General features: G+C 49.2%; 15 protein-coding genes. 7 read left to right on the top strand and 8 right to left on the bottom strand.

The window, feature by feature from the left end:
* Positions 1-37: 37 nt before the first annotated feature.
* Positions 38-928, bottom strand: a complete 891-nt coding sequence (locus ACYVFD_RS19255; protein ID WP_461092055.1) for a hypothetical protein — start codon at positions 926-928, stop codon at positions 38-40.
* A 209-nt stretch (positions 929-1,137) separates the two neighbouring features.
* Between ACYVFD_RS19255 and ACYVFD_RS19260 the strand changes: the two genes are divergently transcribed.
* The 5 genes from ACYVFD_RS19260 to ACYVFD_RS19280 all read left to right on the top strand — a co-directional run bounded on the left by ACYVFD_RS19260 (position 1,138) and on the right by ACYVFD_RS19280 (position 5,975).
* On the top strand, positions 1,138-1,908 hold the full coding sequence (locus ACYVFD_RS19260; protein WP_461092057.1) for a DUF4290 domain-containing protein: 771 nt from the start codon (positions 1,138-1,140) through the stop codon (positions 1,906-1,908).
* A 114-nt stretch (positions 1,909-2,022) separates the two neighbouring features.
* On the top strand, positions 2,023-3,330 hold the full coding sequence (murA, locus tag ACYVFD_RS19265) for a UDP-N-acetylglucosamine 1-carboxyvinyltransferase (RefSeq protein ID WP_461092059.1): 1,308 nt from the start codon (positions 2,023-2,025) through the stop codon (positions 3,328-3,330).
* Between the two features lie 178 nt (positions 3,331-3,508).
* Complete coding sequence (locus tag ACYVFD_RS19270; RefSeq protein ID WP_461092061.1) at positions 3,509-4,153, top strand: DUF305 domain-containing protein; 645 nt, start codon at positions 3,509-3,511, stop codon at positions 4,151-4,153.
* Positions 4,154-4,195: 42 nt separating this feature from the next.
* Positions 4,196-5,017 (top strand): bacteriorhodopsin, encoded by an 822-nt coding sequence (locus ACYVFD_RS19275; protein WP_461092063.1) that lies wholly within the window; start codon positions 4,196-4,198, stop codon positions 5,015-5,017.
* Between the two features lie 46 nt (positions 5,018-5,063).
* Complete coding sequence (locus ACYVFD_RS19280) at positions 5,064-5,975, top strand: SAM hydrolase/SAM-dependent halogenase family protein (protein WP_461092065.1); 912 nt, start codon at positions 5,064-5,066, stop codon at positions 5,973-5,975.
* 39 nt (positions 5,976-6,014) lie between these two features.
* On the opposite strand, the gene ACYVFD_RS19285 is transcribed toward ACYVFD_RS19280, so the two are convergent.
* Together ACYVFD_RS19285 and ACYVFD_RS19290 are read right to left on the bottom strand one after the other, a co-directional pair.
* Positions 6,015-7,847, bottom strand: a complete 1,833-nt coding sequence (locus ACYVFD_RS19285) for an ABC transporter ATP-binding protein (protein WP_461092067.1) — start codon at positions 7,845-7,847, stop codon at positions 6,015-6,017.
* Between the two features lie 123 nt (positions 7,848-7,970).
* Complete coding sequence (locus ACYVFD_RS19290) at positions 7,971-9,065, bottom strand: glycosyltransferase family 4 protein (protein ID WP_461092069.1); 1,095 nt, start codon at positions 9,063-9,065, stop codon at positions 7,971-7,973.
* Between the two features lie 123 nt (positions 9,066-9,188).
* On the opposite strand from ACYVFD_RS19290, the gene hemE reads away from it, so the two are divergent.
* Positions 9,189-10,247 carry a uroporphyrinogen decarboxylase gene (gene hemE / locus ACYVFD_RS19295; RefSeq protein WP_461092071.1) on the top strand — a complete coding sequence of 353 codons (1,059 nt, stop codon included), beginning with the start codon at positions 9,189-9,191 and terminating at the stop codon, positions 10,245-10,247.
* A gap of 153 nt (positions 10,248-10,400) precedes the next feature.
* Here hemE and ACYVFD_RS19300 read toward each other — a convergent pair whose 3' ends face one another.
* The 5 genes from ACYVFD_RS19300 to ACYVFD_RS19320 form a co-directional block, all read right to left on the bottom strand.
* Complete coding sequence (locus tag ACYVFD_RS19300; protein WP_461092073.1) at positions 10,401-11,234, bottom strand: hypothetical protein; 834 nt, start codon at positions 11,232-11,234, stop codon at positions 10,401-10,403.
* A 108-nt stretch (positions 11,235-11,342) separates the two neighbouring features.
* Positions 11,343-11,918 carry a hypothetical protein gene (locus ACYVFD_RS19305; RefSeq protein WP_461092075.1) on the bottom strand — a complete coding sequence of 192 codons (576 nt, stop codon included), beginning with the start codon at positions 11,916-11,918 and terminating at the stop codon, positions 11,343-11,345.
* A gap of 183 nt (positions 11,919-12,101) precedes the next feature.
* On the bottom strand, positions 12,102-13,103 hold the full coding sequence (locus tag ACYVFD_RS19310; protein ID WP_461092077.1) for a bifunctional heptose 7-phosphate kinase/heptose 1-phosphate adenyltransferase: 1,002 nt from the start codon (positions 13,101-13,103) through the stop codon (positions 12,102-12,104).
* 86 nt (positions 13,104-13,189) lie between these two features.
* Positions 13,190-14,707: an NADH-quinone oxidoreductase subunit N gene (locus tag ACYVFD_RS19315; RefSeq protein WP_461092079.1), complete on the bottom strand. Its 1,518-nt coding sequence runs from the start codon at positions 14,705-14,707 to the stop codon at positions 13,190-13,192.
* 103 nt (positions 14,708-14,810) lie between these two features.
* A complete protein-coding gene (locus ACYVFD_RS19320; RefSeq protein ID WP_461092081.1) occupies positions 14,811-15,623 on the bottom strand; it encodes a TerC family protein in 813 nt (270 codons plus the stop codon).
* Positions 15,624-16,106: 483 nt separating this feature from the next.
* On the opposite strand from ACYVFD_RS19320, the gene ACYVFD_RS19325 reads away from it, so the two are divergent.
* Entirely contained in the window at positions 16,107-21,197 is a 5,091-nt protein-coding gene (locus tag ACYVFD_RS19325; RefSeq protein ID WP_461092082.1) for a translocation/assembly module TamB domain-containing protein, read from the top strand.
* The last annotated feature ends 2 nt before the right edge of the window (positions 21,198-21,199 follow it).

Below are 21,199 nucleotides of genomic sequence, written 5' to 3' on the forward strand. Positions count from 1 at the left end.
AGTACGTTAAAACCAGGGGTAGACATTATCGTTCTGATTAGTTAGGCCGATTTGTCGTGTTTATACCCGTGACCATATAGTCGTACAACCGGGTGGCTATGATCTGTCCATTTAATTCCGTCTCGCGTTTAGTTGGATAGCCGTCAGCGTTCAGGGTGTACTTATAGCCATAACTAGCATAGGGTGTGTTACTTCCCTGCTTATAGTGATGTTCTGTCGGTGTCAGGTGAATCTGATGAAAGTCGCCAAATAATTTCAGATAAGGGTCCAGAATCTTAACCGACGGGTTGAGTTTATACTTATTGTCGATACCATCTGTCAGACTTTGATAATTGAACCAAACTGACCAATCGTTCACCCCATTGTCATTGATGTAATAAATCGAGGCAATACCGTGATTAGAGTTATAAACGAAATCCCAGCGTTCCAGCGTTTTGGTATTGGTGCATTGCTTCAACGCTCCTGCCACAACCCCACTGGTATGGTATTCATACTCATACGAATCCTCGGTGGTAATAGTCCCCTGGTTGTAATAGGAAAATGCTTTATGGTGCGAGTGTGTACATTTCCCATTGCTGTTGAGGCTATAGGACTCCTGCTTAACCAGTTTGCCACCTTCATAGGAAGTTTTTATTACCACATTTCCATTAAAGCCATAGCCGTAGTCGATATATTTAGATGGGCTATACGACACTTTCGTTAAGCGGCCATCATTGTCGTACGATAGGGTTGCATCTCCATCTTTTGTCAACGTATACTTCTTAAAAACACTCACTACTGGCGACGCATCCAACGTGGTTACATTACCGGGCGTTACACCCGATGGCCTATTTTCCTGTGGCATTGGATCAATCACATTATTTTTATTACAGGAAGATAGACTGGCAGAAAGAGCTAAGCCAACTGCCGCAAAAGCAATCATTTTCATTGATTTGTTCATTATGATTTGTTGTATTTGGTTAACGCTGCAAAACTAGTGGCACTCCAAACAGCCAGCCAGCCCGAATGAATACTTGGTAGCTTTGAGTCAACGATTGACGGAATAATACAATTAGTGCACTGCTTTGCCTACACCCTTGCCGCTTGGCCCTTTCTTCGTACTTTTGTTCTCTTATTTAAATAAACCAGGCTACGCCTTTGAAAGAATACGGCAGCAGTATCCAAAAGCTGGTTGACAACATGGTCAACATTGAAGATCGGGAGAAGCGTACCCGCTACGCCCATATCCTGATCGAGTTAATGCGGCAGATTCACCCCAACATGAAAGATGGGCAGGACTACTACAACAAACTGTGGGACGACCTGTATATCATGTCGAATTTTACCCTCGATGTCGACAGCCCCTACCCTCCCCCGTCGGAAGAAGCACTGGGTAAAAAGCCGCAACGTGTTCCCTACAATACGCACCATCTGAAATTCAAACATTTTGGCCGAAATGTGGATTTACTGGTAGCGAAGGCCGTAGCCCTCGAAGAGCCCGAAGAGCGTAGAGCGTTTGTATCGTACCTGACACGGTTGATGCGTACGTTCTATCAGGCCTGGAACAAAGAGTCGGTCGAAGATGAAACGATTTACCAAAGCCTGATTGAGCTTTCGAACGGACAACTCTACGACGACATTAAGCTCATTCGGGAAGAAGGGCTGGTTGAATCGACCCCTCGCGAGCGTACGGGCGATCAACCCCAGCGGCTTGGTGGCAACAACTACCGCAACGACCGCAACCGCGATGGTGGCTCTAACCAGGGGCGCCAGAACCGCGAAGGTGGCAACCGTAACTTTGGTAATCGGAATAACGGTCCAGGCTCCAATCAGGGGCGCCAAAACCGCGATGGCGGCAACCGAAATTTCGGCAACCGAAATGGTGGTCCAGGTGGCCAAAACCGAAACAACGACCGCCGGAGACGGTAAACTAGATTAATGAATAATGGTTAATGCATAATGAACAATGTTGATAGAGCTATCGACAACATTATACATTAACCATTATTCATTATGCATTAACCATTATTCATCATTTCCTAAATGGCATCTTTTCAAATTACCGGTGGTCGCCGACTTAAAGGCGATCTGATTCCGCAAGGAGCAAAAAACGAAGCCTTACAGATTCTTTGTGCCGTACTGCTCACAAAGGAGTCTGTCGTTATTCATAATATCCCAAACATTCGCGATGTCAACCAGTTGATCGACCTGCTGGGCGATTTAGGTGTTTGGGTCACCAAAATCGGCGAAAGTTCGTACCGGTTTCAGGCCAGTGACGTCAATCTGGATTATCTGGAAACGGATACATATAAGCGGAAAGCAGCCGCGTTGCGTGGCTCGGTCATGTTGCTAGGGCCAATGCTCGCTCGTTTCAAAAAAGGTCGGATTCCACGACCGGGTGGCGATAAAATAGGCCGTCGTCGCTTAGATACCCACTTTTTGGGGTTTGAGAAGCTAGGCGCCCAGTTCAACTACGACGCCAACGATGGTGGTTACTATCAGGTCGATGCCAGCAACCTGCGCGGCACCTATATGCTGCTGGACGAAGCCTCGGTAACCGGTACCGCCAATGTGCTGATGGCGGCTGTGATGGCCGAGGGAGTCACTACGATCTACAATGCGGCCTGCGAACCCTATCTGCAGCAGCTCAGCCGAATGCTGAATTCGATGGGCGCTAAAATTTCGGGGGTTGGCTCTAACCTGCTTACAATCGAAGGAGTATCGGAACTGAAAGGAACCGAGCATACAATGCTGCCCGACATGATCGAAATCGGTTCGTTTATCGGGCTGGCGGCCATGACGCAGTCAGAAATTACGATCAAAAACTGCCGGATTCCGGAACTGGGTATCATTCCCGACCAGTTTAAGCGGCTGGGTATCCAGATGGAATTCCGGGGTGATGACATTTACATTCCGGCACAGGAACATTACCAGATCGAGTCGTTTCTGGATGGTGGCATGATGACCGTTGCCGACGCACCCTGGCCAGGATTCACACCCGATTTGCTAAGCATCGTCCTGGTAACGGCCGTTCAGGCACAGGGAACACTGCTTATTCACCAGAAGATGTTCGAAAGTCGGCTCTTCTTTGTGGATAAGCTCATCGACATGGGCGCTCAAATCATTCTTTGTGATCCGCACCGGGCTACGGTTGTAGGTCTTAATCGGCAGATGCCCCTAAAAGGCATCCGCATGTCGTCGCCCGATATTCGGGCGGGGGTAGCTCTGCTCATTGCGGCTATGTCGGCCAAAGGAACCAGCATCATCGATAGTATTGAGCAAATTGACCGGGGTTATCAAAATATCGATACTCGACTGAATGCGATCGGTGCCGAAATCATCCGGTTGTAATAGCAGTTTTTTTTCAAACATAAAAGGGTCATTGTCAGGCCCTTTTTTTATTTATCAAGTTCATTTGTTTGAATAAACCTCGTCCATCCGGCTAAACCTTCTGGCTTCATTTTTGTCTTTAGTATATAATCCGTTTACTTAGACGGTTGAAAATTGTCTGTAAAACCATTTACAAAGCATGAAAACGCTACAATCCAATTTCGTGGTCTGGGGGTTAGCCATCTCGTTATCGGGGGTTTCGCTTGCTGCCTGCGCTCAGGCAACGACGGGCGCTGCCACCTCGAATCAGACAGCCAGCAATCCAGCCAAAACGGCCTTACTGACCCCGTTACAACAGACGGTTACGAAAATAAAGAAACTGGTTGCCACGGGCGATCCTGATTTTGATTATGCCTTTCAGGCTAAACTCCACGCGCAGGGCGCTCAGGACTTGCTGAAACAGGAAATCCTGAACGGTAAGGATACCTCACTGCTGCAAATGGCCAAAACGCTGCTGCCCGCTACGGAAGCCGACATCAATCTGGTCGATGGTACCATGCGTCAGTTAAAGCCTACACGTCCGAACCAGGCGTTTACGCAGCAACAAAGCCGCAATATCGAAGCCATGAGCCTGAAGTTGCAGCAAACCGGTTCCAGCGATAAACTAACGAACAATCTGGATAAGAACTTCGCTACGTTACTGGCCGATCAGCGTCAGGATGCCATCGATATGGCCACCACATACCTGCAATATGGTAAAAACGAAACCATGCGGAATTACGCCCAGCAATTGATCGACAAATCGAAGAAAGAAATCGAACAAATCAAGGGAATGCAAAAATAAGATCCCTGTTCCACGGGGTATATAGAAATGGGAGGTATATTCATGCCTCCCATTTTTGTGTTTATGGAAGTAGCCCATTCATTTATTCCAACGGCAGGCACGGCTGGCCTCCTGCCCATGATTACCTATTTTTTCCTGATTGTAGCCATGATTGCGTTTGCTGGCAATTTTGTCTTCACGCTGTTTTCTTACACCAGGCTTTCATCCACTCCTGAGATTCCTCCCTATAAACAGATGCCGAATATACTGGCTATCTGTGCAGTAGCACTTGGGTTTGTCTATTACCTGATACAAACCCACTACCACGAGATGCTGGCGGAGCTACCCACCGTAACCGATCCGAACGACCGCCAGACCCTGATGCGCGAATCCTATAATGCCATCGGTCAGTACCGCTATATGGGCTGGGCTATTACGACTCCGTTGCTGTTATTGCATATGCTTCTGGTGGCCAATCTACGACTCGACGTTATCAAACGCCCGCTGGCTTCACTGCTGCTATCGACGGTGTTTATGGTGCTGGCCAGTTACATTGGGCATCAGCAGCTTTCGTTCGATAACGAAATCCAAGTTGGTCCTAAACTGACCTGGGGACTAATCGCCCTGATGGACTATGTATTTATTCTGTTTACCTTAAATCGTATAAGGACCGGATTTGCGGAGGCTACACGTAGCAACCAGCCGCTTATTCGGTTTACGGTCCTGCCCATTCTCATTAGCTGGGGACTTTATCTGCTTGGCTATTTCCTGACCCTTTTACCTATCGATTTCAACTGGATTCATATCCTGCTTACTCTCACCGATCTAGTCAGTAGTATCGACATCGGTCTGGTCGCCTATTTGACTGTTCCCCGAAAAGTTTGACAAGCTATTTCCAGGCTCCATTTACTATACCGTAACCGTTAAATCCATGCGTAACTTTTACAGAATTGGTCTCTTATTGTGGCTCTTTACCTCGCAATCAACCTACGCTCAAAATGGAATCGTTGTTTTTCAATCTGATTTTGGGCTGAAAGATGGAGCGGTATCGGCCATGAAAGGCGTGGCAATGGGTGTATCTCCCTCGTTGAGACTCTTCGACCTCACCCACGACATTCCAGCTTATAACATCTGGGAAGCGGCTTATCGGCTGCATCAAACGGTTCCTTACTATCCCAAAGGCACTGTGTTTGTGTCTGTTTGCGATCCGGGCGTCGGTACCGAACGGCATTCGGTTGTGCTACTAACCAACACAGGGCATTACATCGTGACACCCGACAATGGAACACTAACCTTAGTGGCCGAGCATCTGGGCATTCGCCAGATTCGGCAAATCGACGAAGCCATTAACCGACTAAGAAATTCAAATCAGTCGTATACCTTCCACGGACGTGATGTGTATGCCTACACAGCCGCCCGGTTGGCCTCACACACGATTAGTTTCGAGCAGGTTGGCCCTAAATTACCTAACCAGGTCGTGCAACTCCCCTACCAGAAAGCCGAGTCGGCGAATGGCCTTGTGAAAGGAACCATCCCGGTGCTGGACATTCAGTATGGTAATGTCTGGAGCAATATCCCCAAAGCGATGACTGACCAGCTTGGCATAAAACCGGGCTCGATGGTGCGGGTCCAGATTTTTCAGAACGACCAGTCGCTGTACGACAAATCAGTTCAATTCGTCAACACCTTCGGCGAAGCGCCCATTGGCGACGACGTGGCTTATATCAATAGCCTGCTCAATTTCTCGATTGCTGTCAATCAGGGCAATTTTTCGGAGAAATATAAAGTATTCAGCGGTCCGGAGTGGCGAATTGTGGTGAGTAAAGCGGGTGGAAACCCGTGATGATTGATCAATCTCGCGGGTTTCCACCCGCTTTACTCTCTACACACTTTGCATCGTACTCAACTTCCGATAGAACCCTTCATCCAGCGATAGCAGTTCGTCGTGGCGACCGCGCTCAACGATGCGTCCCTGGTTAACGACCAAAATCTCATCGGCATGTTGAATGGTGCTCAGTCGGTGGGCAATGACGAGGGTAGTCCGGTTGGTCATCAGGCGCGTTAAAGCCTCCTGTACCAGTTTTTCGGATTCTGTATCGAGGGCCGACGTCGCTTCATCCAGAAGCAGGATGGGTGGGTTTTTCAGGATCGCTCGGGCTATGCTGATGCGTTGACGCTGCCCACCCGACAGTTTGCCTCCCCGGTCGCCAATAATGGTCTGGTAGCCATCGGACTGAGCTATGATAAATTCATGGGCATTAGCAATACGGGCCGCTTCCATCACCTCAGGCTCGGTAGCGTCACTACCAAAGGCGATGTTGTTAAAAATAGTGTCGTTGAACAGGATACTTTCCTGGGTAACGATACCCATCTGGGCGCGTAACGAAGCCATGGTGCAGTCGCGAAGATCCACACCATCAATCAGAATCCGACCCGACGTTGGATCATAAAAGCGTGGAATCAAATCGGCGATAGTCGATTTACCCCCGCCCGACGAACCAACCAGGGCGATGGTTTTCCCTTTGGTTAGCTCAAAACTGACGTCGCGCAGCACGGGCGTATCTTCAGTGTAAGCAAACGACACCGACTGTACCGAAATCCGGTCGCTGAACTTACCAAGGGCTATAGCTCCGGGTTTGTCCTGCACCGCCGATTGGGTATCGATAAGTTCCAGCACCCGTTCACCTGAAGCCAGTCCCCGTTGCGAGCCACTAAAGGCATTCGAAATATCTTTTGCCGGGCGGGTCACCTGCGAGAAAATAGCGATATAGGCAATAAACTGGGCGGCCGTCAGGTCCGATTGCCCGCTCAGCACCAGCGATCCGCCATAGAGCAGAATACCTGACACCACTGCCACGCCCATCACTTCGGAAAAGGGCGAGGCCAACTCCCGACGATTGGCAAGCGACCGAACCGCCTGCCGATACCCTTCGTTTTCCTGTCGAAACTTACCCAGAATAAAGCCTTCGGCCACAAAGCCTTTCACGACACGCATCCCACCAAAGGTTTCGTCCAACAAACTCACCAGACTACTTAGCCGTTGCTGACCTTCCTGCGCATCGCGCTTCATCCGCCGAACCAGCGTGGCAATGAACCCACCCGAAATCGGAATCACAATAATCGCAAACAGGGTCAGCTTTACGGATATACTCAGCAAGGCAATGATGTAGCCAATCAGCAAAAACACTTCTTTCGAGGCAGCCGATAACGTATTGGCAATGGAATTTTCAACCTCCTGCACATCGGTCGTGATCCGCGACATCAGGTTGCCTTTCCGTTCATTCGAGAAAAAGCCAAGATGGAGGTGAATAGTCCGGCTAAAAACGGTTTCGCGCAATTTCGCCACCATACGCGCCTTAAATGACTCCAGCTGCCTGACCGATAAGTATTTAAAGATGTTACTTAGAAGCACCGAGAGCACGATAATGGCGCATACAAACTGGAGCGCTCCTATTTTTCCATATTCCTGAAATATCTGAGCAAAGTAGTAATTGAATGCCTCGGTCGGCGATGAGGTGATGGAGGGAGCGGGCTGGTTCAGAAACGCCTGCATTTGTTTGGCATCGACCTGTTCGAACAGAATGCTCAGCAGGGGAATCAGCAGGGTAAAATTCAGCACACCAAACACACTGGCAATCAGCGACGTCAGGACAAATGGCGTCAGAAAGCGACCTAGCGGCTTAGCAAACGAGAGTAATCGACTATATGTTTTCATTCGTGGTGCAAAGATAACCGGGATTTAACGGATTTATGGATTAAACAGATTTTGCTCGTATTGCGAATTCATCATTCGACAAAATCCTGTTAATCCATAAATCAGCTAAATTCCGGTTCCGATTCAGGCACCTTTACCCATGGATAATCCTTTATACAACTCCCAATATTCGTTGGCAACGCTGGGCCAGCTAAAGGTGGCGGCTCGTCGGCGTAGGCGTTCCTGACGGAGTGGATTCTGGTTGAAATCCCGTATCCCTTCGTCCAGGGTTTGGGCCATGCTTTCGGGTTCAAAATTCTCGAAATAGTACGCTTCCTTGCCGCCTACTTCGGGTAGGCTCGTCAGTCGGGAAATGAATACGGGCTTGCCAAATGTCATGGCTTCGGCTACCGGCAGGCCAAACCCTTCGGATAAAGAGGGGAACAAAAAGGCCGAACAATGCGCATAGAGCCACAGTTTTGTTGATTCATCTACGGGACCGGGCATTAGCAATCGATCCGCGACATCAAGCTTCTGAGCCTGCTCCAGAATATGCTGCGCGTACGGATGGCGATTCGGACCAGCCAGAATAAGCCGATAATCGGGAAACGCTTCCAGCAAGGGCAGCAGCGTATGCACGTTCTTCTTTGGATGAATGACACCCACAAACAGAAAGAAAGGCGAACTGGTAAACGCCTGAATCGATGAATGCTGCGGTAGTTCGGCGGGCGCGTTTTTAGGATCGACAGCCACTCCTGTATAAACAACCTGTAAGGGCAAAAGATCGGGCACGTTCAGGTTCCCCCGTACTACAGATTCCGTATAGGCCGAACCAGCCGTCAGCAACGTGGACCGATCAATTTTGCGCTGTAATTGGGCAATTCGCCGGTTTTTTTTAGCATCCGAATAGTCGGCTCGTTCCAGAAAATTCAGGTCATAAATGGTGAGCATCAACTGAGCCGGACCATTTTGCAGCGACCGGGGCAGATAGGACGAATCCTGATGCAAACAATGCCAAACATCGTATTTACCCGAAATCCAGAGCTTTCGCTGCCAGGAAGCTTCTATATACTCGACTGAATCACCAAAAATTCCGGCTTTTCCTTTCGGCACCAGAAAGGTCATCTTCCAGTCGGCAGGTCGCTGTTGTACCAGTTCATGGCCGAGGTGCAAACACACTTGTCCCAACCCGCTGTTGAGGTCACGTAGTCGCTCGGCATCAATAAATAACGTGGGCATTCGCTGTCAATTTTTGACAAATTTGAGAAATTCCGAATAGATTTTCGCGAACCCACGTATCAGGCTGTAAAACCAAGTCATGCCTATTCTCAAAAATCCACAGTTCAGCCGTACTTTTGTGGCATGACCTTACAAAATGATTTGCTGCTCCGCACCGCACGGGGCGAACTGACCGAACGGGTGCCGGTCTGGATGATGCGGCAGGCCGGTCGCGTATTGCCTGAGTATCGTGCGGTACGCGAACAGGCGGGTAGTTTTATAACGCTGGCCAAAACACCTGAACTAGCAGCCGAAGTGACCATCCAACCTGTCGATGCGTTTGACGTCGATGCCGCCATTATATTTTCCGATATTCTGGTGATTCCCGAAGCGATGGGTCTACCGTATGAGATGATCGAAAGCCGTGGGCCTGTTTTTCCCGAAACGGTCCGTACAATGGACGACCTCAAACGGATACGGGTAGCGGATGCCGAAAGTGATTTAGGCTATGTACTGGATGCCATCAAGCTGACCAAGAAGGAGTTGAACGGTCGGGTTCCGCTGATCGGATTTGCCGGAGCACCGTTCACAATCTTCTGTTATATGACCGAGGGAAAGGGCTCCAAAACGTTCTCGATTGCCAAAAAGCTACTCTACACCGACCCTGATTTTGCTCATGCCCTGCTTCAGCAAATTACTGACAGCACGATTGGGTATTTGCAGGCACAAATCCGGGCTGGAGCTGATCTGGTTCAGATTTTCGACTCGTGGGCGGGCATCCTCTCACCCGAACAATACCGGACGTTTTCGCTCCCATACATCAAGCAAATCTGCGATCTGATTACCGGAGCGCCGGACCGCGGAACGCCGGACCGTGACGTGCCTATAACAGTGTTTGCTAAGGGAGCCTATTTTGCCCGGCAGGAAATCGGCCAGTTAAGTTGTGATGTAGTTGGGTTGGACTGGAATATGGACCCACACGAATCACGGCAGTTAATTCCTGATCGGGTATTGCAGGGCAACCTGGACCCCTGTGTACTTTACGCCGATTTCGCCCAGATACGGGCCGAAGTGAAGCGGATGTTCGACGGGTTCGGCCATCAGCATTACATTGCCAACCTCGGCCACGGCATCTATCCCGACACCGACCGCGACAAAGCCCGGTGCTTTGTGGATTCCGTGAAGGAATTAGGAGCCATTTAATGTATTAGCAGGTGATAATAGGAAAGTATAAACTGTGTTAAATTTCATGGCTTGTACTTTTCTCCGCCTAGTTTTACAACTCACTTTATGTAAAGGGACGAAACCAAGAACTCACGGACCTTTATCCCTTGACAAACGATCACCTTACTGAGATTAGTAATAGTAGCGCGTCAGAGTATACGAGCCTGCATAAGATGCATTCTTTGTCTCTGCATACTCCAGTTGACTCACTAGTCGGCCCTGCTGATCATAGTGGTTGGTGTACACATACTCGGCCGTGTAAGCAACGACATCCCCCAAATAGTTGATTTCTGTCTTTCGTAACAGGACATTCCGGCTGGTTTCTCCTAGAAAAGTCAACGCAGCTAACGGAGCAAAATGCTTGTTGTCGTAGATGAAACGAGTGACACTTTCCAATGCCCCGGTATAGGATGAATAGGTCTCAAGCCGGATCATATTCCCTGCCTCAAGGGCAACTTTGCGATTCGGCCGGAAATAGTTAATGCTCGGATAGGACGTATTGTAACTGGCTTGCAAGGCCCTGACAAGAATGCCTTCCCCGGAATAGCTTCTCAGCGTATCCACATCCACAAACGAGTAGCTTGGGCGGGTGTAGCTGGTTACCCGCTGACGGGTCGAGTCCAAGGGAAACTTAGATGCGTAGCCGTCTCGCAGTACTTGTAAGTACCCATCCTGATAGCGATACATGGTTAAAGGGGCCATTGAGGTCAATTTTCGGCCGTTAGCCTCATAAGTCTGGCTGAGCTGCTGGCGAATTAATCGCTGTTGGTTATCATAGGCAAAGCTGGTCGAATCAATGGCGTTGACAGGATAGATGACCCCATTAAATAGCACTGTATCTATGCCAGTTTGTGAGTGAGGTTTGCCTAAGTAAAGCTTAACTACAGCACCTACTCGCTGAGTAGGCGGTTGACTTGGTAGTTGGTCGATAGAAGGCTGATTGCACCCGTCTAGAGCAAGCAGCAAAACCGTTAGTTTGCATAGTAACCTACTTTCAGTGACAAATAGCCGATAAATATTCATTTGTTGTATAAGTGTAAATTATGCTAATCAGGTCAGTTATTGAAAAGTTAATTATCTTGTTAAGGTAACTCTAAATGACCCTTTTGTAAAACGGGCAATCTCGCCTTTTCGACTAAGTAAAGTCATTTCAAATGTTCCTTCTACCTGACCTGTTTTTGGGTTATACTGAGTAACCTCAAGCCAACTATTATCGTAACCAGGAATTTCAACCACTACTCCTCTGCTCTTTCGAATAGTTGTCCCTCGCGGATAAAAGTGGTTGATGATGATATCACCCCCAACCAGCCAACGATAATCGACAGCAGTCGTTCTGCTGCTTTCCACACAAGTTTTAAGATCAGATAACTGATAGCAGCCAACCGCTAAGGGTATTCGCCGGAAGCCAAGAAGTTGAGTCGGTATACATTGATCTGTGCAGCCTGTAATTCCCTTTGTGGGTTCACCGCCTGACCTTGCATGGGGTAAATCGGTGGAAAGGCCTAAGGCAAACTGATTGAGTGTACAGTCCATACCGTCAACGATATGTTCTCGCTGAGCGAAGGCTGAACTAAACCAAACAGAGTCATTTAGTAAAGCTGTTGCGCCATATCGCCAGTTCCCAGTAGACGGGGTAGCTACATTGGCCATTTTGGAGCAAGCTACGCAGCTGACAAGCAAGTACATAAGACTGCTTAGTAATCTCATCTTGTTGAGTTGAGTTTACTATATATACCCGAATTAGGCTGGGCTCATTGTGTTCAATGGTATTTTTAATTATATAATCTAACGTTATGTCAAGTCATAGTCCGGCCGAAAGGCCAAGCGCTCGGGTCAACCCAACAGATTCTCCTTTGCTTCTTCTTTCAGTTTCGCTTTATCGATTGGCACTACGCCAACTGATTCACAGACCAGTCCACCACCCAGGTTCGATAGTCCGGCAATGATATGAGGGGGTTGTTTCAGAGCTACGCAACAGGCCGCAATACTAATTACGGTATCACCTGCGCCGGACACGTCGGCAATCTTGCGGATATGCGCCGGAAGCTTTTGTTGTTCACCGTTGAAATCGATAAAGACACCCCGTTCCGACAGCGTAATCAGTGCGCCTTTCAGGTTCAACTGCTGTTTTAACTGGTCAACTGCACCCTGAAATTCTTTCGGATCATCGACATCGAAATCGACTTTCAGGCCTTCACGCAACTCCTTCAGATTAGGCTTGAACAGTGTGGTGTTCTGATACGATAGGAAGTTGCGTTTCTTAGGATCAACCACCGTCGGAACGCCCTGTTCATTGGCAAAGTCAGTTATCTCGGCAATAGCTTCTTTACTTAAAACCCCTTTGTCGTAATCTTCAAAGATCACCACGTGGCAGGTCGGAATCAGGCTTTTGGCCTTATCAATTAACTTTGCCCGCTCTTCTGAGGTGATGTATTTGTCGGTTTCGGTATCGACGCGCACTACTTGCTGTGACCCGGCAATGATTCGCTCTTTGATAGTGGTGATGCGGTCGGCACTGCGAATAAGGCCATCGCAATTTAATCCCCGGTCACAAAGCTCTTTTTCGAGTTGATCGCCCGATGTATCGGTGCCGATCACAGAACAAATGATAGCTTCGGCTCCTAAAGCCTGGACGTTAAGCAGTACGTTACCAGCACCGCCCAAACGTAATTCACGACGATCAAACCGAACAATCGGAACGGGTGCTTCGGGAGAAATCCGCTCGACGTGACCCCACACATAAGAGTCGAGCATGACGTCGCCAATGATCAATACACGTAGTTTATCGAACTGATCAAACAGCTCATCAAGAGTCATATCCAGAACTGGATTCATACGCTGAACAGGTTGTGAGACTACAAAGAAACGAAAACAAACGATTCACCCGAACGGAAGCCATCAACGACTTAGTCAACGACAACTCACCAATTGGTCAGCCACTGCGATACCAGGTCCGGTTTTAGGAACAGTCCAATGGCGGGTACTGTCAGACCAACTGCCAGCCAGACGGCTGCAGTGGGTAAGGGCATATTGGGATAAGGCTCTATCTCCGTTGGCCTTGGACGGAAGAACAGCAGAAACGGAATTTTGAGGTAATACGCTAACCCTACCAGGGTGTTTAAAAGCCCTAGTACAAACAACGCCAACAGCCAGGTATCGCCCGTTTGCTGGTAGGTATCATAGAGCGCCGAGAACGACAATAGCTTGGCCGTAAATCCAACTGTAGGTGGTAAGCCTGTTAAGGCAATCATAACCACCGTAAGAGCAATGGCGAGCAAAGGCTGTTGGGAGCCCAATCCGGCAAAATGGCGAATGGTCAGATCACTCCCATTGCTTCGTGCCAGGAGGTCGACCAAAAAGAAAGCAGCCAGCGTGATAAACAGGTACGTAGCTATGTAGAATAAAACAGCATTGAACCCGGCTTCGCTCATGGCCACAACCCCCACCAGCAAAAAACCGGCATGGGCAATACTCGAATAGGCCAGTAGTCGTTTGGCATCCGTTTGCCGCAATGCCGATAAATTGCCGATTAGAATCCCGGCTAAAGCCAGTACTGCCAGCGGTGTTTGTATCGATGCTGTTGTGGCTCCGCCTGTTGGCGAATCGATCGGCAGAGAAGTTACTACACGCATTAGCACCAGCACAGCAGCCGCTTTGGGTGCTATCGAAAAAAAAGCGGCAACGGGAACAGAAGCGGCTTCATACGCATCGGGTGTCCATACATGAAACGGCACAGCAGCCAGCTTGAACAGTAACCCACCCAGTGTAAGTAGTATGGCCACAGTGGCTACAGGTATTTGCTGCTGGGCAAGTTGAGCGCCAAATACATCGGCTGTCAGATCGAGCGTGCCCGTCATGCCATAAAGCAACGACATTCCATAGAGCATAACGGCCGAACTGATAGAGCCGAAAAGCAGGTATTTGATCCCCCCTTCTGATGCTTTTCGATCAGTGGTAAGCGCGGTAAGCAAATAGGAGCAGATCGAAACAAGTTCAATGCTAAGGTAAATACTGAGCAGATTCACCGAAATCGTCATCAGAAACAACCCCAATGTCATGGCAACCAACAGGGGATACCATTCCAGTGGCAATGTTGCGGCACGCCCAAATCGCTCCGACGATGTGGTTACTTCATAAAGCAGTACAGCAGCAGCCCCTAAGGCAACCACCTGTTGAATAAATACAGCCTGATTGTCGACATACAGCAAGTGCATGAACAAAAACCCCCGCGTAGGTAGCCAGACAGCCCAGGCTCCAGCAACACCAACTACCACCACACTCAACCCAGCCAGATACCGCCGGGCAGTTGCCACGGCCATCGACCGAACCAACACTAGTTCAACCACCAGCAGCACGCACATAGCCACCGATAGCCATATTTCTGGTCCAAAGCCCCTAAGGCTACTCAGAATGTCGTTTAGTTGGTCGGTAAGAGACAATGTTTTTTAGGAGTGAGGAGCGAGGAGTGAGGAGTGAGCATGCTGACGCACGAAATTTACTGATGCGCCAGCATGCTCACTCCTCACTCCTCTCTCCTAAGTACTAGATAATTCCATCCTCACCCGGTTGGCCATCGTACTGATGCAGCTTAACGGGCTTTTCTTTTTTGCGAAGCTGAATATTCAGGAATTCAACCAACAGCGAGAAGGCTATGGCGAAATACAGATACCCTTTCGGTACGCTGCCTACTTCCTGGTTAAAGAACGCGACTTCCGACAAGTGGGCCCCTTCGGCCAGGAGCATAAAGCCGATCATAATCAGGAAGGCCAATCCCAGCATCTGAATCGTGGGGTGATCGTTCACAAACTTGCCAACCGGCCCGGCAAAAAACATCATGATCACGATCGACAATACCACGGCAATCATCATGACTGCAACATTCTGCGTCAGGCCAATAGCCGTCAGGATAGAGTCGATGGAGAAGACGATGTTTGTCACTGCAATCTGTGTGACGACACTGGAAATAGTCGTTTTACTTTTCCCTCCGCCAGTTGTTTCTTCATGGTCACCCCCTTCCAGCTTATGGTGAATCTCGGAAGTTGCTTTATAGAGCAGAAACAATCCACCTCCAAACAGAATAAGACTTTGCCCCGTAAGCGCAGCTTTAAACCAGCCTGCATCGATATGGGTGAACGGTTTGCTTAGGGAGATTACAAACGAAATGCCCATCAGCAGGATCAACCGGAATGCCATGGCCAGACCGAGACCAATGTTTCGGGCTTTGGGCTGGTCTTTGCGGGCAAGTTTATTAGCCGCGATGGAGATGAAAATGATATTGTCGATACCCAGTACGATTTCAAGAAACGTCAGGGTCAATAAGCTGACAATGGCTTCAGCAGTAAACAGGTCGCTCATTCGTTGAACAGATGTACGGCTCAAAATTACCCGCTACAAGCCGGGTCTGCAACAACTTGTTCAACAAAGAAGTAGAAACCGGATAAAAGGTGCGGGAAATGGACCATTGGTACACCATACAAACCTACAAATAGTCCTGGCAACAAAACCTTTACCTATTGCGTACACTTAATATATGAAAAACTATCCATAATATTAAACCCGCCGTGCTATGCCATAGTTAATGAAGAACGTTATGGTCAGACAGGTTAGAGCCGCCAGTCTATATTGGAAACTGACATAATTCAGGCGGTGCAAATGTTTCATATAGAAGAAAAATATAGACATTTAAAAGCCATTAAAACCTGTTCGTAACATAATGACCTATATACGCGTTATGCAAAGAAACTGAATACCCAGCTACTCATGGTGTAAATCTGTGAGGTCATACTGAGGAGAGTATAGTTTGTTCCATTTCATGACAGCCTGAAAATCGTTTTACCTGTGCCCAAACTGATCGTTCGTGTTCTGCTCGGCTTACTAGCCCTCGTCCTACTGCTGGTGGGGTTTGTGGTGCTTGTAGCCACTACCCCCTGGGGGCAGCAGTTTGTTACGAAACAGGTCAATTCCTATCTGGCCAAAAAACTTCAGTCGCCTTTTCACATCGGGCATATCCGCTACTCCATTCCCGACTGGATTGAGCTGGAAGATGTCTTTTTCCAAACGCCCAAAGGCGATACCCTGCTGAACGGTGGCCGGATGCGGGTCGATCTCGATATGTGGGGACTGTTGAACAACCGCGTTGCTCTCAACCAGATCGAACTGGAGCGCATCCGTTTGAACATTACCCGCACGCTACCCGACACGGCTTTTAATTTCCAATATATTCTAAATGCTTTTGATACCGGTTCTGAACCAGAGCCTTCCGATACCGTATCAACCCCAATGGCTATTAATCTGACAGGCATTGCTCTTCGGGATGTGCGTATCAAGTATAAAGATGATGTAGCTGGTGCCGATGTAAACGCCTACCTGGATAGCCTAAGGGCAACCTTCAGCGAAACCGACGTCGATAAGTCGAAGTACCACCTGTCCAGCGTTACAGGCAACGGGCTGAACGTATACACGCGGTTGTATGCCGGACTGCCTACTCCGCCCAGTGCTCCGAGCAAACCCGGCGATACACTTGACTTAGCCCTCGGAAAATGGCAACTCAACCACACCAAATGGGATGTTCGAGTTGAAACATCGGACTTTGTTACCAAAGGGGCCGCCGAACGACTCGCTATGGAATCGGATTATTTTTACCTTGACGGGCAAAAAATCGGCATCAAATCGCTTGAGTTAAGTAATGGCGATGTGGCCGCAATCCTAACCAAACCAACCAAAAAACTAGCAACGACGCCATCCACGTCAGCTTCAAGTACTGTAGCTACCTCAACTTCCGTGGCTTCGCCTGGGCCGGGCTGGCAGGCTAAACTTACCAATGTCCGGTTTGCGAATAACCGAATTCAGTTCGATGATGAAACAGCAGCCCGCCAAAAACAGGGACTGGATTATGGGCATCTCGATTTACGGAACCTGGGCATCGACGGACGTTTTCTGGTTTATCAGGATTTGGGCAAACGGGGACAGCGCATCAGTGGTCAGCTTCGCAACGGACGATTCCGGGCCACGAGCGGATTTGTGTTACAGCAACTCGACGGCAACGTCCTCTATACTGACACGACTACGACCCTTACGAAGCTATACGTCCAAACGCCAACCACTCTACTTCGCGATCAGCTGACCCTGCGCTACGATTCATTGGCCCAGTTGACCAATCCGCGATTTGCCAAACGGGTAAGCGTGAAAGTGAATTTGCGCGACAGCCGCCTTTCAGTCGATGATGTGCTGCAACTGGCCCCAACGCTAGCCGACACACCGCCATTTGCAGGCAATAAAGGGGGCGTATTCCGGGCTAATGCGTTGGCTTATGGTACATTGGCGTCACTTAATCTCCCTCGTCTTGATTTCCAGTTGCTGTCGGGCACCCGTATCCGGGCGAGTGGCCGACTGACTAACGTAACCGATCCTGTTCATCTGGGCGTAGCCATGACCGTCCAGGAAGCCACCACCCAACTGGCCGATATAAATAAGCTGGCTCCTAAAGGGTCTATCCCTTCGTCAATTGCCTTACCGCCTTCCATTAAGCTGACGGGTAAGATCAATGGACAATTGAATGATCTGATTCTGGATACCAAAGTGGCTACGGAATGGGGCACGGCCGATTTCGATGGACGTCTGGCTGGCTTTGTATCCGGGAAACGTCAAACCTATAAAGGCACGCTCAATCTGGCCAATTTCGATGCTGGGAAATGGCTGAAACAAACAGGCACGGTGGGTAAGATAACCGGTCGGGCTACGGTCGACGGGCAGGGAATCGATGTCAATACCCTCACCACTCGCTTCGATCTGGCGGTTAAATCAGCCGAGCTGAATGGTTACACGTATCAGAATCTGGATGCCGAAGGAAAACTGTCGAATGGTAATCTTGTCATTAAGGGAGCGCTGAAAGATCCGAATGCAAATCTGGCGTTAGACGCACAAGTCGGTTTAAAAGGCGATTTCCCCAGCGTAACGGGCGAAACGGTGATCCAGGAACTGAATCTACAAAAACTAAAACTTTACAAAGATCCTCTCTCCTTAAAAGGCCGTATTGTCATGAATATGACATCGACCAATCCCGATAAGCCTGTCGGTACGGTTTCGGCTCAGGATGCGGTTCTGGATCTGAATGGTAAAAGCTATCCCATCGATTCGCTCTACGCTCGTCTGGATGCCGACGGTGCCAATAAAAGCGTGCTGGCTGTGCTTCCCGGTGCTCAGCTTAGCCTGAACGGCCAATTCGATTACCCACAACTTTACGACATCATTGCCGGAGAAATCAGCCAGTACATTGAGCTACCGGCGTTGGCTTACAAACGCATTCCTCCTCCTCACGCATTTAATCTATCGCTAAAAGCCTACCAGAACCCGCTTTTTCAGGCGTTTGTTCCGGCACTCACCCGCATGGATACGGTACGGCTGGATGCGTATCTGGATAACAAACGCGATACGACTCTTTCAGCCATCCTCCGAACCGGCGTGATTGTGTATGATACGACCACCTTACAGGGAAGCTCGTTTGCCATACGGGGTGCCAACAACCAGCTCAAAGTTGATGGACGGATTGCTGGTGTACTCTATAACGGCATGACGATTCGCGAAACCGATTTGTCTGGGATAGCCGCCAATAACCGATTCCGTTTTTCGGTGGTCAACAAAGATTCGATCAATCGGGATTTACATGGTCTGGCCGGTACACTGAGCGTGGTCGATTCCAATTACCGCTTCCAATTTGCCCGAAATGGACTCCTCACCAATTACCAGCACTGGCAGACCGACACGAGTGGCTTTGCCCAGTATGGAAACAATGGCGTACTGATCAATAACCTGCATATTGAACAGGGGCAGCAATCGCTTGAGATCAGTAGTACCGAGCAGTACGGCAACGCCCCGATTCGTGTTACCGCACGATCGCTCAATATCGCGAACATGGCCCGCCTGGCCAATCAGGATACAACCCTGGCCAGTGGCGAACTGAATGGTACGGTAGTGGTGCGAAATTACATGGGTACCGACCAGAGTCTGGCGTTTATTGGTTCGGTGTATGTCGATAGCCTACAGGTGATGCAGAAGCCGATCGGTAACCTGACGGCCCGGTTCAACAATACGACCGAAGGACGAATTAGCGTCAATACAACCCTTGTTGGCCCCTACAATGATGCGGCTGTGACTGGTTTTTATAACCCAACGAATGCTAAAGAAGCGCTCAATCTGGCCATTAAACTTAACCGACTCGATGCCCGAACCATCGAAGCCTTTAGTTTCGGTGAGTTACGTCAGGCCAAAGGAAAACTTACCGGCGGCTTCAGCGTAGCGGGTGCTATTGATAACCCGGAGATGGATGGTAGTGTATCATTCGATTCGGTAGCGTTCAACATCAAACAGATCAATTCAACGTACCACATCGATCAGGAAAAACTGGCGTTCTCGGGACAAACCATTACCCTGAACGATTTCAGTCTGCGCGATTCGCTGGGCCGAACGCTTACCACGAATGGAACCGTTGTTCTGAAGAATCTGCCCAATGCAGCTTATAATCTGCGCGTTCAGGCCGATCATTTCCAGGTGCTCAATGCCGCTCGTAAAGACAACGACTACGCGTATGGACAGGCGGCAGTCAGTACCGATCTTCGAATTAAAGGGGCAGGTGCTGATGCGTCTGTAAATGGGACGGTACGGCTCGAAGATGGCAGTAAAATTTCGATGGTATTGCCCGACGAAACCGCCGATGCCAACGAAGCCAATGGCATTGTGACGTTCATTAACCATAACGATTCGCTCGCGCTGGTGAAGTATCTGTACCAACCAAAACGCGACAGTCTGGCTCCCCGGCTCTCGTTTGAGAAGTTAACGAACTCAACCATCTCGGTCGATCTGGAAGCTGATGAGAAGTCAGAGCTGACGATTGTAGTCGACGAACTCAACGGTGATAATCTGCGGGTACGTGGCAATGCCCGACTCAATGTAGGCGTCAATGCCGCTGGACAAGTGAGCGTATTGGGCCGGTATGAAGTGACCGAAGGGGAATATTCATTGACCTATCAGGTACTAAAACGCAAGTTCGAACTTCAGAAAGGGGGCTATATCAACTTTACGGGTGACCCGCTCAAAGCCGATATCAACATGACGGCGATCTATAAAGTCTCGACCCCACCCGGCGATCTGATTGGCAATGAAACGACCTCCTTAGATGCCGCATCACTCAAGCGAAAACTCCCATTTGAAGTTCTATTAACCATTAGCGATAATCTGGCATCACCAAAGCTATCTTTTGACATTCGGCTACCCGAAGCCGAAACGGGCGCCATTGCGGAATCCAGTGCTTTGGGTACAAGTGTTGAAAATAAATTAAAGGTACTCCGTCAAGATCCCTCGCAGGTCAACAAACAGGTCTTTGCTCTACTGGTATTGAACCGGTTCTTGCCCGAAAACACGTCCGACTTCTTCTCTGGCTCCGACAATGGTGGATTAAATACGCAGGCTGAAAATATTGCCCGCAGCAGTGTCAGTAAGCTCATTTCGGATCAGTTAGGCCGGTTAGCTTCGGGCGTCCTGAAAGGCTTCGATGTGGACTTCAATCTACTGTCTCAGGCGGGCAGCGCCAACACGGGAGGTACTACCAACGGCTCCCGTACCGACCTGAACGTGGGCATATCACGGAGTTTTCTGGCTGGTCGTGTCACCGTTTCAGTCGGTAAAAACTTCGTATTAGACAATGCTGCCAGTGCCGCTACACCCAGCCAGAATCAGGTGTTCGACAACGTTTCGGCTAACTACAATGTCACCCGCGATGGGCGTTATGTGCTGCGGGCCTATCGACGGAACGACTATCAGGCCGTACTGGATGGCTATGTCATTGAAACAGGTATTGGGTTCATCATTACGATGGATTACAATACACTATCTGAAATCTTCCGGAAGTCGTCGCCGGGTACTACGATGAACTAATC

It is taken from the genome of Spirosoma gilvum (assembly GCF_054776815.1).

What these genes read in the sequence shown, in the direction of transcription:
- ACYVFD_RS19255 (WP_461092055.1), bottom strand. Translation starts at nt 928, where the DNA reads ATGAAAATGATTGCTTTTGCGGCAGTTGGCTTAGCTCTTTCTGCCAGT.
- murA (WP_461092059.1), top strand. Translation starts at nt 2,023, where the DNA reads ATGGCATCTTTTCAAATTACCGGTGGTCGCCGACTTAAAGGCGATCTG.
- ACYVFD_RS19270 (WP_461092061.1), top strand. Translation starts at nt 3,509, where the DNA reads ATGAAAACGCTACAATCCAATTTCGTGGTCTGGGGGTTAGCCATCTCG.
- ACYVFD_RS19275 (WP_461092063.1), top strand. Translation starts at nt 4,196, where the DNA reads ATGCCTCCCATTTTTGTGTTTATGGAAGTAGCCCATTCATTTATTCCA.
- ACYVFD_RS19280 (WP_461092065.1), top strand. Translation starts at nt 5,064, where the DNA reads ATGCGTAACTTTTACAGAATTGGTCTCTTATTGTGGCTCTTTACCTCG.
- ACYVFD_RS19285 (WP_461092067.1), bottom strand. Translation starts at nt 7,847, where the DNA reads ATGAAAACATATAGTCGATTACTCTCGTTTGCTAAGCCGCTAGGTCGC.
- ACYVFD_RS19290 (WP_461092069.1), bottom strand. Translation starts at nt 9,065, where the DNA reads ATGCCCACGTTATTTATTGATGCCGAGCGACTACGTGACCTCAACAGC.
- hemE (WP_461092071.1), top strand. Translation starts at nt 9,189, where the DNA reads ATGACCTTACAAAATGATTTGCTGCTCCGCACCGCACGGGGCGAACTG.
- ACYVFD_RS19305 (WP_461092075.1), bottom strand. Translation starts at nt 11,918, where the DNA reads ATGGCCAATGTAGCTACCCCGTCTACTGGGAACTGGCGATATGGCGCA.
- ACYVFD_RS19310 (WP_461092077.1), bottom strand. Translation starts at nt 13,103, where the DNA reads ATGAATCCAGTTCTGGATATGACTCTTGATGAGCTGTTTGATCAGTTC.
- ACYVFD_RS19320 (WP_461092081.1), bottom strand. Translation starts at nt 15,623, where the DNA reads ATGAGCGACCTGTTTACTGCTGAAGCCATTGTCAGCTTATTGACCCTG.